This window comes from Brachybacterium sp. NBEC-018, from assembly GCF_024860185.1.
Taxonomy (GTDB): domain Bacteria; phylum Actinomycetota; class Actinomycetes; order Actinomycetales; family Dermabacteraceae; genus Brachybacterium; species Brachybacterium rhamnosum.
On record NZ_CP100650.1, the window covers coordinates 1,659,468 to 1,674,355 of the forward strand.

A 14,888-nucleotide genomic window follows, 5' to 3' on the forward strand; every position below is an offset into this window, starting at 1 on the left:
GAAAGGTGCGAACGAATGTGGACGCCCTGCCACAATGGCGCCGAACCGCACGCCGAGGGGGAGACATGACCACCACGCCCGCCGCCGTGCTCGGCACGTTCGCCGAGCACCTGCGCACCCTCGAGCTGCCGCTGCCCGTGGAGGGCGCGGAGGACGCCCGCCGTGAGGTCGCCGCGGCGCTCACCCAGCTCGACGACCACGTCATCCCGCGCGTGGAGTCCCTCGACGCGCCGCTGCTGGTCGTCGTCGGCGGGTCGACGGGCGCCGGGAAGTCCACGCTCGTGAACTCCGTGGTGGGGGAGGCGGTGAGCCGCTCCGGTGCGATCCGCCCGACGACCCGTCGGCCGGTCCTGCTCCACCACCCGGCCGACGAGCCCTGGTTCACGGGCACCCGGATCCTGCCGGGCCTCGCGCGCGTCACCGGCAGCGGCGGCGGTACCACGGCGGAGGCGGAGGACGCCTCGGTCGCGGCGACCTCCCTCGAGCTGCGCTCCCTGCCCGCGATCCCGCAGGGCCTCGCCCTGCTCGACGCCCCGGACATCGACTCGGTCGCCGCGGGCAACCGAGAGCTCGCCCGGCAGCTGCTGCGCGCCGCGGACCTCTGGCTCTTCGTCACGACCGCGAACCGCTACGCGGACGCCGTGCCGTGGGAGGTGCTGCGCACCGCCGCCGAGCGTGACGTGACCGTCGACGTCGTCATGAACCGGGTGCCGGAGGCGCCGGGCGTCGCCGAGGAGCTCTCCGGGGACCTCCGCACCATGCTCGAGCGGCAGGGCATCGACCCGGACCACCTGCTGCTCGTCCCCGAGACCCGGCTCGACGCGGAGGGCATGGTCCCCGCGGAGGTCATCGCCCCGCTGCGCGAGCGTCTCGTCTCCCTCGCGGAGGACGCCGAGACCCGCGGCCGCATCGCCCGGCGCACCCTCGCAGGCGCCGTCGGCGGGCTCGCCGTTTCCGCCCGGGAGATCGCGGCCCACGCCGCCGCCCAGCACGAGGAGGCGGAGCGGCTCGAGGGCGAGGTCGACGCGGCCTTCGCGACGAGCCGCGAGCGCATCGACGAGGCCGTCGGCGACGGCTCGCTGCTGCGCGGCGAGGTGCTCTCCCGCTGGCAGGACGTCGTCGGCACGGGCGAGTTCCTGCGCGGCGTGGAGAGCCTCGTGGGCCGGCTGCGGGACCGCATCGGCATGGCGCTCACCGGCCGCACCGCCCCCGCCGTGAAGGCCGAGCAGGCGCTCGGCGCGAGCCTCGTCCACGTGCTCATCGACGAGACGGCGCGCGGCGCGGAGCGGGCGGACACCGCCTGGCGCCGCAGCCCCGCCGGCCGCTCCCTCGCCGAGGGCCACGACCTCTCCCGCCTGCCCGACGGCTTCGGCGAGGAGGCCGCGGCCTCGATCCGCGCCTGGCAGGGGGACGTGCTGGACCTCGTGCGCACCGAGGGCGCGGACCGTCGCACGAAGGCGCGCGTGCTGTCGCTCGGCGTCAACGTGCTCGGCGTCGCGCTCATGGTGATCGTCTTCGTCTCCACCGCCTTCATCCCCACCGGCCTCGAGGTGGGCGTCGGTGCGGGCGCGGCGGTCGTGGGGCAGAAGCTGCTCGAGTCGATCTTCGGCGACGAGGCCGTGCGGCGCATGGCGACCGTGGCCCGGGAGCGGCTCACCGCCCGCCTGGACGCCCTCGTGAACAGCCGCACCGCCCCGTTCCGCGAACGGCTGGACACCCTCGGCGACCTCCGCGGGGGAGAGCTGCTGGGCGGGGACGCCGACGCCCTCGAGGAGCTCGCCGCGTCGATCCGGGAGCAGTCATGAGCCCCCGCCTCGGTCGTCGGGGCAGCCGCGCCGGCGTGGGCCTCGCCGAGCGCATCGAGGCCCTGGACCGGGCTGCGGCGGTCATCGCCCCTGTCGCCCCCGAGTCGGAGGCGGAGGCCGTCGCCGCGGTGCTCGAGCGGATCGACCGCCGGCGCGCGCTCTCCGCCGAGCACACGATCATCGGCTTCTTCGGGGCGACGGGCTCGGGGAAGTCCTCCCTCGTCAACGCCGTCGTGGGACGTGAGGTGACGCGGGCCGCCGTGCGCCGCCCCACGACGGGCCACCCGGTCGCCGCGGTCGTCGGCGAGACGGGCGCCGATCCGCTGCTGGACTGGCTGGGCGTCGAGGACCGCCACCTGTTGGACGGCACCGGGGCCGCGCTCGAGCAGGCCGCGCTCGCCGTGCCCAGCTCGCGCCGCGCCCGCCGCGGGGACCAGGGAGCCCCGGGGATCGTGCTGCTGGACCTCCCGGACATGGACTCCGTCGAAGCGGCGAACCGCGCGATCGTCGAGCACATGACCGGCATGGTGGACGTGCTCGTCTGGGTCACCGACCCCCAGAAGTACGCCGACGCCGTGCTCCACCAGGAGTTCGTGCGGCCCCTCGCGGGGCACGACGCGGTGACCGTGCTCGTGCTGAACCAGATCGACCGGATCCGCGAGGACGAGCGTCGTCCCGTGCTCGCCTCCCTCGAGGGGATCGCCCGCGCCGACGGCCTCACCTCCGCCCCGGTGCTCGCGACCTCGGCGACGACCGGGGACGGGGTCGAGGAGCTGCGTGAGCGGATCGTGCAGGTCGCCCGGTCCCGCGGGGCGATCGCCGAGCGGCAGCGGGCCGACGTCACCGCCGCCGCGACCCGCCTGCGCACGGCTGCGGAGCCCGCCGGCATGGCGGCGCAGAGCTCCGCGCGGGAGCGTGCCGCGCTCACCGCCGATCTCGCCGTCGCGGCCCGCGTCGAACCGGTCGCGACGGCCGTCGGCGCCTCCTACCGCCATCGCGCGGCGGGGAAGGTGGGCTGGCCGCCGCTGCGCTGGGTGCGCCGCTTCCGCCCGGATCCGCTGCGCCGCCTGGGGATCGGCCAGGAGCGGGACGCGAACCGTCTCGAGCGCACCTCCCTGCCCGAGCCCGATGCCGCGACCCGGGCCCGCGCCTCCGGCGGGGTGCGCCGCTTCGCGGACTCCGCGAGCGCGGGCGGCAGCGATCCCTGGCGCTCGGCGGTGCGCCGCGCGGCCCGCTCGCGCGAGGAGGAGCTCCCGGACGCCCTCGACCAGGCGGTCGCGGAGGCGGATCTCCGGGCCCGCTCGGGCTCGTGGTGGTGGCCGGTGCTCGACGTGCTGCAGTGGCTCGCCGTCCTCACCTGGGTGGTGGGCCTCGGCTGGCTGGCCGTGAACGCGGGCCTCGCCTTCCTCGGCATGCCCCCGCTGCCGGTCCCGATGCTCGAGGACCTCCCCGTCCCCGTCCCGCTCCCCACGGCGCTGATCGTGCTGGGTGTGGCCGTGGGGGTGCTGCTCGCCGTGCTCGGCACGGCGGTCGCGGCGGCCGTGGGTGCCTGGCACCGCCGCCGGGCGCGACGGATCCTCACCGACCGGGTCGAGGACGTGGGCTCGGGGCTCGTCGTCGCGGAGGTCGACGCGGAGCTCGAGCGGGCCCGCGCGGCCGATGCGGACCTCGCGCTCGCGGCCGGCACGGCCCGCTGAGTCCGATCTCGCATCGGCGGCCGTGGCCGCCCGGGTGATCCGCGTGTAAAATGGGTGGTCGACCGTGGCGCCGGACCCGCGCGCACCCGGTGCATGAGCACCGGAGTGGTGCATCCGCGGGCCGCGCATCCCCGATCCGTCGATCCGCACGCAGGCTCATGCCTGCAGAACAGAGGCACCCATGGGTTCTGTCGTCAAGAAGCGTCGCAAGCGCATGTCGAAGAAGAAGCACCGCAAGCTCCTCCGGAAGACCCGCCACCAGCGCCGCAACAAGAAGTGAGCGCTCGCTGAGCGACATCGGGGCCCCCGTCGGATTCGACGGGGGCCCCGATGCGTCGGTGCGTCGTGGGGGGCGTCTCAGCGGCGCAGCAGGCGCCGCCAGAGGGGCCGCTTCGCGAGCGCCGTGCGCAGGGCGGCGGCCTCGACCCGGTAGCGGGCGTGGACGGCGCCGTCGACGATGATCACGGGCACGTCGTGGTCCCAGTCCGCGAGCAGGGCGGGGTCCTCGTCGATGTCGCGCACCTCGACGGTGCTGCCGGCGCGGTCCGCCTCGGCGCGCACCACGGGGAGCGCCTCGTCGCACAGGTGGCAGCCCTCGCGGGTCAGGTACAGCACCCGGGCGTCCGGGTCCGTGGGGGAGGGGATGCGAGAGGTCATGGGGAGCACTGTAGCCATCGCCGGGACGCGGCAGGGGCCGCTCACCGCCGTGGCGGGAGCGGCCCCTGCAGGGTGGCTCGGCTGCGGGTCAGGCCGCGGTCGGGGCGGTGAACTCCGCCTCGACGACGATCTTCACCGGGTCGCCGACGAGCACGCCGCCGGCCTCGAGCGCGGCGTTCCAGGAGAGCCCGAAGTCCTTGCGGGAGATCGTGGTCTCGCCCGTGAAGCCGGCGCGGTAGGTGCCGAAGGGATCGGTCGCGGCGCCCTCGTAGGTGAAGTCGAGGGAGACCTCGCGGGTGGTGTCGCGGATCGTGAGGTCGCCGACGAGCTGGTCGCCGTCCACGCGGGTCGAGACGAAGGTGATCGTCGGGAAGGACTCGGCGTCGAAGAAGTCCGCGGAGAGCAGGTGGCCGTCGCGGTCCGCGTTGCCGGTGGAGATGGAGGAGACCTGGAGGGTCGTGGAGAACGCGAGGTCCTTCTCGGACTCGCCGACCGTGAGGGTGCCCTCGAGCTCGGCGAAGGTGCCGCGCACCTTGGAGATGCCCGCATGGCGGACGGTGAAGCCCGCGGAGGTGTGGGCGGCGTCGAGGGTCCAGGTGCCGGGGGTGAGGTCGCTCATGCGAGATCCCTTTCTGTCTGTCGATCAGCTGACCCGGGGCGGGCGCCCCGGGCTTGTGCTTGAAATCTAAACTTCTCTGACGGAGAATGCAACCGGGACTCGTCCCGACGAACAGGAGAACGTGATGCACACCACCCCGTCAACCGCGGAGCCCGCCTCGACCAGCGAGGACCTCTGGCTGTCCCGCGAGGAGCAGGAGGCCTGGCGGCAGTTCCTCTACGCCACCACCCTCCTCAACGAGAAGCTCTCCGAGGCGCTCGAGTCCGCCCCGGGGATCGACCTCACGCTCGGCGAGTACGAGATCCTCGTCCGGCTCTCCGAGGCCGACGGCGGCGCCATCCGCATGTCCGACCTCGCCGACCAGGTCGTCCACTCGCGATCGCGGCTCACCCACACCGTCACCCGCATGGAGCGCCGCGGCCTCGTCGAGCGCGTGCGCTGCGCCGCCGACGGACGCGGCCGCGAGGCCCACCTCACCGCCGCGGGCCGCCGGCTCCTCGAGCAGGCCGCCCCGGTCCACGTGCGCTCGGTGCGCGACCGCCTCGTCGACGTCGTCGGCCACGACGACCTCCTCGAGCTCGGCCGGATCCTCGCGAGGACGCTGCCCGAGGACGCCCCCGTCGCCCTCGGGTGTCCGGCACCTCACGCGGGCGCTCCCGCGGCCGACTGATCCGCAGGTTCCGTTGGTACCGTGCGGGCGAACGGACCGTAGGAGGATCCTGCCGCCATGACCACGACCACCGTCCACCTCGTCCGCCACGGCGAGGTGCACAACCCCGAGCGCATCCTCTACGGACGCCTGCCCGGGTACCGCCTCAGCGAGCGCGGGGAGCGGATGGCACAGTGCGTCGCGGAGCACCTGGCCGGCAACGACGTGACCCTCGTACGCGCCTCCCCGCTGCTGCGCGCGCAGCAGACGGCCGCGCCGATCGCCGCCGCCCACGGTCTGGACGTCTCGCAGGACCAGCGCCTCATCGAGTCCGAGAACCACTTCGAGGGGCAGCGGATGGGCCACGGCGACGCCAAGCTCACCGACCCCCGCAACTGGCGCCGGTTCGCCAACCCGCTCCGTCCCAGCTGGGGGGAGCCGTACCGCGAGCAGGTCTCCCGCGTCACCGCCGCCATGCACGCCGCGCGCGCCGAGGCGGAGGGGCACGAGGCCGTGCTCGTCCTGCACCAGCTGCCCATCTGGCTCACGCGCCTGAGCGCCGAGGGCCGCCCGCTCGTCCACGACCCGCGCCGCCGCGAATGCGGACTGTGCTCGGTGACCAGCTTCCGCTTCGCGGGGCCGCACCTCGCCGGCGTGGACTACACCGAGCCCGCGCAGGAGCTGTACGCGGGCGCCGTCGACGCCACCGGAGGCCGGCTCACATGACCCGATCCACCAGGCGCCGGTTCCTCGCCGGCTCCGGGGGGCTGCTCGGTGCGGCGCTCCTGGCCGCCTGCGGCGACACCGACACCTCCTCCCGCTACGACTCCGGCTACGTCTCCGGGGACGGCGTGACAACCGAGATCCCGGCCGCGGACCGCGCCGAGCCGCTCACCGTCACGGGCACCACCTACGAGGGGGACGCCTTCTCCTCGGAGGACGCCCGCGGGCACGTGCTCGTCATCAACGTCTGGTACGCCTCCTGCCCGCCCTGCCGCAAGGAGGCCCCGGAGCTGGAGAAGGTCCACCAGGACTACGCCGACCAGGACGTCCAGCTCATCGGCGTCAACGTGCGCGACGAGGAGGGCCCCGCCGCGGCCTTCGAGAAGAAGTACGGCATCACCTACCCCTCGATGCCCGATCTCGACGCCCAAATCATGTACTCCCTGCGCGGACAGGTCGCCCCCAACGCGGTCCCCTCCACCCTCGTGCTCGACACCGAGGGGCGGGTCGCCGCGCGCATCTCCGGCGCCGCCGACCCCTCCGTGCTGCGGGCCATGCTCGACCGGGTGCTCGCCGAATGAGCGGGGCGGACATCGGTCAGGCCTTCCAGGCCACCGCCCTCTCGGGCTCCCTCCTGCTCGCCCTCGCGGTCGCCGCCGCGGCCGGGCTCGTCGCCTTCCTGTCCCCGTGCGTGCTGCCCGTGGTCCCCGGCTACCTCGGCTACGTCTCCGGCCTCGCCGGGCAGGGCTCCACCACCGGCACCGGGCCGGGCGTCGTGCGCACACCCGCCCGCCCCAGCACCGGGCGCATGCTCGCCGGCAGCGGCCTCTTCGTCGCCGGCTTCACGATCGTCTTCATGGTCCTCGGCGGGTTCGCCGGCACCCTCGGCTACCTGCTGCAGGCGCACGCCGTGCTCATCAACCGCATCGCCGGCGTCGTCGTCATCCTCATGGGCCTCGTGTTCATGGGCGTGTTCCCCGGTCTCAGCGGCACGAAGTCCCTCACCGGCCGCCGCCCCGACGCCGGCCTGCTGGGCGCCCCGCTCATGGGCATCGTCTTCGGCCTGTCCTGGACCCCGTGCATCGGCCCCACCTACGCCGCGATCCTCGGCCTCACGCTCGACGGCTCCGGCGGCGGCGCCGCGACCCGCGGCGCCCTCCTGTCCCTCGCCTACGCCCTCGGGCTCGGCATCCCCTTCGTCCTCTTCGCCCTGCTGTTCGAGAAGGCGCTCGGCCTCAGCCGCGCGCTCTCCCGGCACCGCCGCAGCATCGGCCTCCTCTCCGGAGCGCTGCTCATCGCCATCGGGGTGCTGCTGCTGACCGGCCAGTGGGCCCAGTGGACGGCCGCCCTGCAGGGCGCGATCGCGACCTTCGAACCGGTGGTGTGATGACCCGCAAGCGAACGACGGACACGACGCCGGAGGGCGAGAGCGCCGGACCGGACCGCTCCGACTCCTGGAGCAGCAAGCAGGAGCCCGTGAGCGTCCCCTCGCTGGGACTGCGCGGCACCCTGCTGTTCCTGTGGCGCCAGCTCACGAGCATGCAGACCGCGCTCGTGCTGCTCATGCTGCTCGCCGTCGCCGCCGTGCCCGGCTCGCTCTACCCGCAGCGCAGCGTGAACCCCACCCTCACCGAGCAGTTCCTCGACGAGAACGGCCGGTGGGGGAAGATCCTCGACACCCTCGGGTTCTTCGACGTCTTCTCCTCGCCGTGGTTCTCCGCGATCTACCTGCTGCTGTTCATCTCGCTGATCGGCTGCATCATCCCGCGCGTGCTCGTGCACCTGCGCCAGCTGCGCTCCCGGCCCCCGCGCACCCCGTCCCGGCTGGACCGCTTCGTGGGCCACACCCGCATCGAGCTGCCCGCCGCGGATCCCGAGGAGCTGCTCGGCGCCGCCCGCAAGCGCCTGCGCCGCTCCCGCTACCGCACCGACCTGCGCGAGGAGAAGCGCTCCTCCTCGGTGAGCGCGGAGCGCGGGCTGCTGCGCGAGACCGGCAACCTCCTGTTCCACATCGCGCTCGTGGGCGTCCTGATCTGCGTGGCCGGCGGCCAGCTCACCGCCTACCGCGGCCAGATCACCGTGATCGAGGGGGACGGCTTCTCCAACTCCCTCACGCAGTACGACTCCTTCGACTCGGGCGCCTGGTTCGACTCCTCCTCGCTGCCGGACTTCCGCTTCACGCTCGACGACTTCCGGGCCACCTACGACACCACCCAGACCGAGGAGAACTTCGGCAAGCCGCTCTCCTTCGAGGCGGACGTCTCCGTCGACGCCGACGGCAAGAAGTTCTCCCAGACGCTCCAGGTCAACAAGCCGCTGCACGTGGACGGCTCCTCGATGTACCTGCTCGGCAACGGCTACGCCCCCGAGATCACGCTCACCGACCCCGAGGGCAACGTCGTCGCCTCCGGCCCGCTGATCACCGTGCCGCTCGGCGACACCGGCTACACCAGCCAGCTCGTGCTCAAGGCGCCCGACGCCTCCCCGGAGCAGACGGCCGTCGTCGGCTTCTTCCTGCCCACCGGCACGATCGACGACAGCGGCCCGCACTCCTCGTACCCGGACCTCGTGGACCCGCAGGTCGTCGCGACCGTCTACCAGGGCGACCTCGGCCTGGACTCGGGCGTCCCGCAGAACGCCTACGAGGTGGACCTCTCGACCCTCACGCCGCTCACCGCGGAGGGGTCCGAGGATCCGCTCCTCCTGCGCCTGTACCAGGGGGACTCCACGACGCTGCCCGACGGCTCGACGCTGAGCTTCGACGGCGTGAAGCGCTACGCGGCCTTCGACGTCGCCCACGACCCCTTCGAGCGGTGGGTGCTGATCTTCGCGCTCACCGCGGTCGGCGGGCTGATCCTCTCGCTCTTCGTGCCGCGCCGCCGCGTCTGGGTGCGCGTCACCCCGCGCGCGGGCGGCGGCGCCGTGCTCGAGGTCGCGGGACTCGCCCGCAGTGACGACCCGTCCCTCGCAGATGACGTCCGGGCCCTGGCCCGGACGCTCGGGACGGAGCAGGATAGGGGAGCCGGTCCCGGCTCCACGGACAGCCCGGAAGGGGAAGCGCAGTGATCGACCAGCAGCTGGCGGAGGTCTCCCACCTCGCCCTCGTCGTCGCGATCGTGCTCTACGTGCTCGCGCTCATCGGTTTCGCGGCGGATCTCGCCGGGACCTCGCAGCGCCGCAGCGACGAGCGCCTCGCGGCCAAGGACCGGGCGCGCGCCGCGGTCCCCGCGGGCGTCGGGGGAGGAGCCGGGGGCGTGGCCGTCGCCGAGCCGCCGTCGGCCGAGGCCCGCGCCGCGGCCCGCGGCGGCATGAGCGCCCAGACCTTCGCCTTCGGCGTCTCCGCCGCGGGCGCGGTGTTGCACGTGGCCGGCGTCGCCATGCGCGCGATCGCCACCGAGCGCGTCCCGTGGGCGAACATGTACGAGTTCGCGACCACGAGCTCCGCGGTCGTCATGGTCGCCTTCCTCGTCTTCTCCGTGCGCCGCACGGAGCTGCGGGCCCTCGGCACCTTCGTGATCGGTCCGATCCTGCTGCTCATGCTCGCCGCGCAGACCTTCTGGATCGTCCCCGCCGCGAAGCTCACCCCGAGCCTGCAGAACTCGCACTGGATCTACATCCACATCGGCGTCGCCATCCTCGCCACGGCCCTGTCGATCCTGGGCGCCGTCGTCGCCGGGCTGCAGCTCGCCTCCGCCCGGCACGAGAAGGTGCTCGCCGCGAAGGTCGCCGCGGGCGAGGAGGACCCGGAGCACTGGGGCCGCGCAGGTCACGTCCTGGACCGCCTGCCCCGCTCCGTCTCCCTCGAGGCGCTGAGCTTCCGCATCCACTCCGTCGCGTTCGTGTGCTGGACCTTCACGCTGATCTTCGGCGCGATCTGGGCGCGCGAGGCGTGGGGCCGCTACTGGGGCTGGGACCCCAAGGAGGTGTGGACCTTCATTATCTGGGTCATCTACGCCGCCTACCTGCACGCCCGCGCCACCGGCGGCTTCCGCGGGACGCGCGCGGCCTGGCTGGCGCTGGCCGGCTTTACGGCCGTGGTCTTCAACTACACGATCGTCAACACGGTGATCAACGGACTGCACTCGTACTCGGGCCTCGGCTGAGCCGTCGCCGCACGCGAGGCCGACGGTCCACCCGACCTCGGCGTGACCGCCCCCGCGGTCTGCATCGGCCCCGGCCGATCAGGCCTCGGGGGCGTCGTCGTCCCCGGGGGTCTGCTCCCGGCGCTCCCGGTCGCGGCGCTCGCGGCGGATCTGCTCGTCGAGGTCGCGCAGGAACTCCGGGTCGTCGTCCGGGGCGAGGGGCCCCTCGCGGCGCGGACCGCCGCGACGGGCGGTGCCGGTGCCCGGGGTCCGGTCCCGGCCCACGAGCAGCCAGGTGATCGGCCCGATCCACGGGATCAGCACGACGAGCACGATCCAGGCCCACTTCGGGATCCCGCGCACCTTCGCGTCCTCCGTCTGCACGCAGTCGGCGAGGGCGAAGATCGTCAGAGCGATCGAGAGGACGACGGGGATCACGCGGGCCATGGATCGAGTCTAGGCGGCGACGCGGGCCCCTGGTCCGCGCGGAGGGGGAGGGATAGTCTCGTCGGGACGGAGCAGTCCCGAAGCCGGCCCCGGAGGCCCTCATGCAGCTCACGTTCCTCTTCCAGCACACCGACGACCTCGCCGCCGACGAGGCCTTCTTCCGCGACGAGCTCGGCTGGCAGGAGGCCTGGCGCGACGGCGGCCGCAAGATCGCCTACCGGGTCCCCGACGCCGGCTGCCAGGTGATGGTCTCCGAGACCGACCAGCCCGCGGGGCCCATGTACCTCGTCCCCGACCTCGCCGCCTGGATCGACGCCCATCCGGGCATCGCCGGGCCGGTCCCGCCCTACCGGATCCCCGGCGGGCAGGTCGCCGGCTTCACCGCCCCCGGCGGCGGGGCCTTCTACGTCTTCGACCAGCCCGACGCCGCGGGGGAGTGACCTCCGCCCCGGAGCGCGCCGCTCCCGAGGCTCCTCGGAGGTGGGGGTCCTACGCTGACCCCATGCGCAACGTGCTCGGCTACGCCCTGATCCGGATCGCCCTGTGGCTGGTGATCTGGTACCTGCTGACCCTGGTGGGTGTGGGCGAGATCCTCGCGGGCCTGCTCGCGGTGCTCATCGCGATGATGATCTCCTTCCTCCTGCTGGGAGGCCGGCGGCAGAAGGCCGCGGAGGGCCTGCAGCAGGTCGACGAGCGGCGGCGCGAGAAGCGGGGCCCGGTCGTGGACGAGGACGCCGCGGAGGAGGACGCGCTCCTCGACGAGCGCGACCGCGACTGAGCGTCCGCACCCGACGCCGCGCGCCGACTCAGGGCCGGCGCGGGCTCAGAGGCAGAGACCCGCGAGCAGCAGCAGCGCGAAGACGAGCTCGAGGCGCCCGGCGGCGCCGAGCACGGGGATCAGGGCCCGGCCCTGGGCGCCTCGGAGCACCACCCGTGCGGGTCCGATCGCGAGCGGCAGCGCGAGCAGCACGAGCGCGGCCGGCCAATGCTGGACCATGAGCGGCACCACGAGCACGAACGGCGCGATGACGGTGACCGCGAACAGCAGCCGCGTGCCGCGCTCGCCCAGGCGCACCGCGAGCGTCGTCTTCCCCGCCTCGCGGTCCGTGGGGATGTCCCGCAGGTTGTTGGTGAGCATGATCGAGACCGCGAGCAGCCCGATCGCGCAGGAGACCAGCAGCGCGGAGAGGGAGAGGCCGCCGGTGATCGCGTAGGCGGTGCCGTTCACGGCGACGAGGCCGAAGAACACGAACACGAACAGCTCGCCGAGGCCCAGGTAGCCGTAGGGGTGCTTCCCGCCCGTGTACATCCACGCGGCGGCGACGGCGGCCGCGCCGACCACGAGCATCCACCAGATCCCGGCGATCGCGATCAGCACGACGCCCAGCAGAGCACCGAGGGCGAGAGCGCCGATCGCGGCGCGCTTGACGGTCGCGGGCTCCGCGGAGCGCGAGCCGGTGAGGCGGAACGGCCCGACACGATCGTCGTCCGTGCCGCGGATCCCGTCGGAGTAGTCGTTGGCGTAGTTCACGCCCACCTGCAGCGCGAGCGCGACGCCGAGGGCGAGCAGCACCCGGGGGAGCAGCAGGCCCCAGCCGAGGCTCTCCCCGCTCGCGAGGATCTCGCGCACGGCGACCCCGGTGCCGGCGGCGACCGGGGCGACGGCCGCCGGGAGGGTCCGGGGGCGCGCCCCCTGCACCCACTGGGAGAGGCTGGCCATGATGCTCCTGTCGCCGTCCGGTCCCGCACTGCGCGGCCCCGTCGAGGATACGCCGCTCAGGCGCGCCGATCGCCCGCGGAGGTCCCGCGCGCGGCCGTGTCATCGCCGACGTCGACAGCGGTGGTGGCCTCGTCGGCGCGGCTCCGGGCGAGCGCGGCGGCGGCCGCCCGGTCGATCTTGCCGATGCCCCGCAGCGGGAGCTCGGCGACGACGTGCACACGCTTGGGGATCGACCACGAGGGCAGCTCCGCGATCCGGAGCGCGGAGCGCACGAGCGCCGTCGCCTCCTCGGGGGCGGCGCCCGCGACGAGCGTCACGAGCGCCTCGACGCGCTGACCCCACTCCGGGTCGGGCACGCCGACCACGGCGCAGCCGGTCACGAGCCCGCGCAGCACGAGCGAGGCCTCGGCGGCGCGCTCCACGTCCTGCGGGAGCACCTTCCGGCCGCCGGTGACGATGACGTCGTCCGCGCGTCCCAGGACCGTGAGCGAGCCGTCCTCCGCGATCCGGGCGAGGTCGCTCGTGACGAGCACGCGCCGACCGTCGACCTCGGCGAAGCCGTCCTGCACGCCGGCGCCGTCCGCGCCGAGGTAGCCGGTCGCGAGCGTGGGGGAGTCGACGAGCAGGCGGCCCTCGCCGTCGTGCGCGTCGGCGAGGAGGAGGTGCACGCCCGCGAGCGGCGCGGCGTCGTACACGCAGCCGCCCGCCGTCTCCGAGGAGCCGTAGGTGGTGCGCACGGCGATCCGGGCGCCGCGGGCACGGGCGAGGACGTCGCCCGGGGTCGCCGCGCCGCCCACGAGCACCCCGGCGAAGCGGCGCAGCAGGGCGCGCGCCCGGGCGTCGTCCCCCGACGCGCCCGTGACGATGCGGGCGAGCTGCGTGGGCACGAGCGAGGTGAAGGCGGGCAGGCCCGCGGCCTCCGCCTGCTCGAGCGCCGGAGCGGCCGCACGCACGAGCGCGGCCGCGTCGAAGTGGCCGCGCAGGTCCGGCAGCTGCTCCGGGAGCGCGGCGGCGTCGAGCCCGAGCACCTGGGCGGTGCGATGGGCGCGCGCGATGACCTGCACACCCGCGATGTGCGTGGGCGGCAGCAGCGGCAGCCAGAGGCCGTGACCGCCGAGCGCCGCGGCGGTCGCGTCCTGCGAGGCGAGCAGCGTGCGCAGCGGATGCGCGACCGACTTCGCGGTGCCCGTCGAGCCGGAGGTCGGGACCACGAGCACCGTGTCCTCGAAGCCGGCGGGCAGGGACGACGGCGGGTCCCCGGCGCCGAGCCACAGGCGGGAGCGGCCGGCCATGACCTCGCCGATCGCCGCGACGTGCTCCGCGAGCGAGGCCGCGGAGGCGTCATAGGGGGCGGGCCGGGCCCAGGGCGCCGCCGGGGCGATCTCCGCGGTCACTGCGGGTGCGGGAAGGAGGACCACTCCGGGGCGCGCTTCTCGAGGAACGCGTCGCGGCCCTCCGCGGCCTCGTCGGTCATGTACGCGAGGCGGGTGGCCTCCCCGGCGAACACCTGCTGGCCCATGAGGCCGTCGTCGGCGAGGTTGAAGGCGAACTTCAGCATCCGGATCGCCTGCGGGGACTTCGTGGCGATCGTCGCGGCCATCGCGAGCGCGGCGTCCTCGAGCTCGGCATGGTCCACGACCCGGTTCACGGCGCCCCACTCGTAGGCGTCCTGCGCGGAGTACTCCTCGGCGAGGAAGAAGATCTCCCGGGCCCGCTTCTGGCCCACCTGCTTGGCGAGATAGGCGGAGCCGTAGCCGCCGTCGAAGGAGCCGACGTCCGCATCGGTCTGCTTGAAGCGCGCGTGCTCCCGCGAGGCGATCGAGAGGTCGGCGACCACGTGCAGGGAGTGGCCGCCGCCCGCGGCCCAGCCGTTGACGACCGCGATGACGACCTTGCCCATGGTGCGCATGAGGCGCTGCACCTCGAGGATGTGCAGCCGTCCCGCGGAGCGGGTGCGCACGGAGGCGGTCGCGTCGAGCTCCTCGGCGTCGTCGTACTCGTAGCCGGAGCGGCCGCGGATCCGCTGGTCGCCGCCCGAGCAGAAGGCGTGGCCGCCGTCCTTGGGGGAGGGGCCGTTGCCGGTCAGCAGGATCACGCCGACGGTGGGGTCCAGGCGGGCGTGGTCGAGCGTCCGGTACAGCTCGTCGACGCTCTGCGGCCGGAAGGCGTTGCGCACCTCGGGCCGGTCGAAGGCGATCCGCACGGTGGGGAGGTCCCGCACAGTGCGCTCCCCGTCGGGGCTCTCGATCCGCTCGACGGCGCGGTGGTAGGTGACGTCGGTGAGCGCGGGGCCGCCGAGCTCCTCGGGTCCCACCTCCCGCCAGCGCGCGGGGTCGAAGGTGTCGGACACCTGACGGGGCAGGGGAGCGGGGTCGACGGTCATCTGCTCAGGGTATCGCCGGGGCGGAGGGCCGGGGAGGCGGTCGGCGAGCGGCGCCCGGGCCGTCCCGTCGCGATCCGGTCACGGCGTGGCGCTCGTGCGAACTGAG

17 protein-coding genes are annotated in these 14,888 nt (G+C 74.3%); 11 read left to right on the forward strand and 6 right to left on the reverse strand.

Features of this window, described 5'->3' with window-relative positions:
- The first annotated feature begins 65 nt into the window (after positions 1-65).
- The 3 genes from NLU66_RS07425 to NLU66_RS07435 all read left to right on the forward strand — a co-directional run bounded on the left by NLU66_RS07425 (position 66) and on the right by NLU66_RS07435 (position 3,782).
- A complete protein-coding gene (locus NLU66_RS07425) occupies positions 66-1,805 on the forward strand; it encodes a dynamin family protein (protein WP_259362288.1) in 1,740 nt (579 codons plus the stop codon).
- The gene (locus NLU66_RS07430) at positions 1,802-3,502 is read left to right on the forward strand and encodes a GTPase (protein ID WP_259362289.1); all 1,701 of its coding nucleotides are present in this window, start codon (positions 1,802-1,804) and stop codon (positions 3,500-3,502) included. Before NLU66_RS07425 ends, NLU66_RS07430 begins: the two co-directional genes overlap by 4 nt.
- Before the next feature lie 181 nt (positions 3,503-3,683).
- Positions 3,684-3,782, forward strand: a complete 99-nt coding sequence (locus NLU66_RS07435) for a 30S ribosomal protein bS22 (protein ID WP_019174583.1) — start codon at positions 3,684-3,686, stop codon at positions 3,780-3,782.
- A gap of 77 nt (positions 3,783-3,859) precedes the next feature.
- Here NLU66_RS07435 and NLU66_RS07440 read toward each other — a convergent pair whose 3' ends face one another.
- Positions 3,860-4,159, reverse strand: a complete 300-nt coding sequence (locus NLU66_RS07440) for a glutaredoxin family protein (RefSeq protein ID WP_259362290.1) — start codon at positions 4,157-4,159, stop codon at positions 3,860-3,862.
- Between the two features lie 88 nt (positions 4,160-4,247).
- Positions 4,248-4,778 carry a YceI family protein gene (locus NLU66_RS07445; RefSeq protein ID WP_259362291.1) on the reverse strand — a complete coding sequence of 177 codons (531 nt, stop codon included), beginning with the start codon at positions 4,776-4,778 and terminating at the stop codon, positions 4,248-4,250.
- A gap of 124 nt (positions 4,779-4,902) precedes the next feature.
- Here NLU66_RS07445 and NLU66_RS07450 point away from each other — a divergent pair, with 124 nt between their 5' ends.
- From NLU66_RS07450 to ccsB, 6 genes are read left to right on the forward strand one after another with little or no spacing between them, the layout of a single operon-like run.
- A complete protein-coding gene (locus NLU66_RS07450) occupies positions 4,903-5,448 on the forward strand; it encodes a MarR family winged helix-turn-helix transcriptional regulator (RefSeq protein WP_259362292.1) in 546 nt (181 codons plus the stop codon).
- 57 nt (positions 5,449-5,505) lie between these two features.
- Complete coding sequence (locus tag NLU66_RS07455) at positions 5,506-6,153, forward strand: histidine phosphatase family protein (RefSeq protein WP_259362293.1); 648 nt, start codon at positions 5,506-5,508, stop codon at positions 6,151-6,153.
- Complete coding sequence (locus NLU66_RS07460) at positions 6,150-6,731, forward strand: TlpA family protein disulfide reductase (RefSeq protein WP_259362294.1); 582 nt, start codon at positions 6,150-6,152, stop codon at positions 6,729-6,731. Before NLU66_RS07455 ends, NLU66_RS07460 begins: the two co-directional genes overlap by 4 nt.
- Positions 6,728-7,537, forward strand: a complete 810-nt coding sequence (locus NLU66_RS07465) for a cytochrome c biogenesis CcdA family protein (RefSeq protein ID WP_259362295.1) — start codon at positions 6,728-6,730, stop codon at positions 7,535-7,537. The genes NLU66_RS07460 and NLU66_RS07465 overlap by 4 nt, the downstream gene beginning before the upstream one ends.
- Complete coding sequence (gene resB, locus NLU66_RS07470; RefSeq protein WP_259362296.1) at positions 7,537-9,216, forward strand: cytochrome c biogenesis protein ResB; 1,680 nt, start codon at positions 7,537-7,539, stop codon at positions 9,214-9,216. The genes NLU66_RS07465 and resB overlap by 1 nt, the downstream gene beginning before the upstream one ends.
- Positions 9,213-10,253 carry a c-type cytochrome biogenesis protein CcsB gene (gene ccsB / locus NLU66_RS07475; RefSeq protein ID WP_259362297.1) on the forward strand — a complete coding sequence of 347 codons (1,041 nt, stop codon included), beginning with the start codon at positions 9,213-9,215 and terminating at the stop codon, positions 10,251-10,253. Before resB ends, ccsB begins: the two co-directional genes overlap by 4 nt.
- 78 nt (positions 10,254-10,331) lie before the next feature.
- Here ccsB and NLU66_RS07480 read toward each other — a convergent pair whose 3' ends face one another.
- Positions 10,332-10,679: a PLD nuclease N-terminal domain-containing protein gene (locus tag NLU66_RS07480; protein ID WP_259362298.1), complete on the reverse strand. Its 348-nt coding sequence runs from the start codon at positions 10,677-10,679 to the stop codon at positions 10,332-10,334.
- A 101-nt stretch (positions 10,680-10,780) separates the two neighbouring features.
- Between NLU66_RS07480 and NLU66_RS07485 the strand changes: the two genes are divergently transcribed.
- On the forward strand, positions 10,781-11,119 hold the full coding sequence (locus NLU66_RS07485) for a hypothetical protein (RefSeq protein ID WP_259362299.1): 339 nt from the start codon (positions 10,781-10,783) through the stop codon (positions 11,117-11,119).
- 62 nt (positions 11,120-11,181) lie between these two features.
- The gene (locus NLU66_RS07490) at positions 11,182-11,457 is read left to right on the forward strand and encodes a DUF4229 domain-containing protein (protein WP_259362300.1); all 276 of its coding nucleotides are present in this window, start codon (positions 11,182-11,184) and stop codon (positions 11,455-11,457) included.
- A 45-nt stretch (positions 11,458-11,502) separates the two neighbouring features.
- Here NLU66_RS07490 and NLU66_RS07495 read toward each other — a convergent pair whose 3' ends face one another.
- From NLU66_RS07495 to NLU66_RS07505, 3 genes are read right to left on the reverse strand one after another with little or no spacing between them, the layout of a single operon-like run.
- The gene (locus NLU66_RS07495) at positions 11,503-12,399 is read right to left on the reverse strand and encodes a 1,4-dihydroxy-2-naphthoate polyprenyltransferase (RefSeq protein WP_259362301.1); all 897 of its coding nucleotides are present in this window, start codon (positions 12,397-12,399) and stop codon (positions 11,503-11,505) included.
- A gap of 56 nt (positions 12,400-12,455) precedes the next feature.
- Positions 12,456-13,793 (reverse strand): AMP-binding enzyme, encoded by a 1,338-nt coding sequence (locus NLU66_RS07500; protein ID WP_259362302.1) that lies wholly within the window; start codon positions 13,791-13,793, stop codon positions 12,456-12,458.
- Positions 13,790-14,782 (reverse strand): 1,4-dihydroxy-2-naphthoyl-CoA synthase, encoded by a 993-nt coding sequence (locus NLU66_RS07505; protein ID WP_259362303.1) that lies wholly within the window; start codon positions 14,780-14,782, stop codon positions 13,790-13,792. Before NLU66_RS07505 ends, NLU66_RS07500 begins: the two co-directional genes overlap by 4 nt.
- Positions 14,783-14,888: the final 106 nt, after the last annotated feature.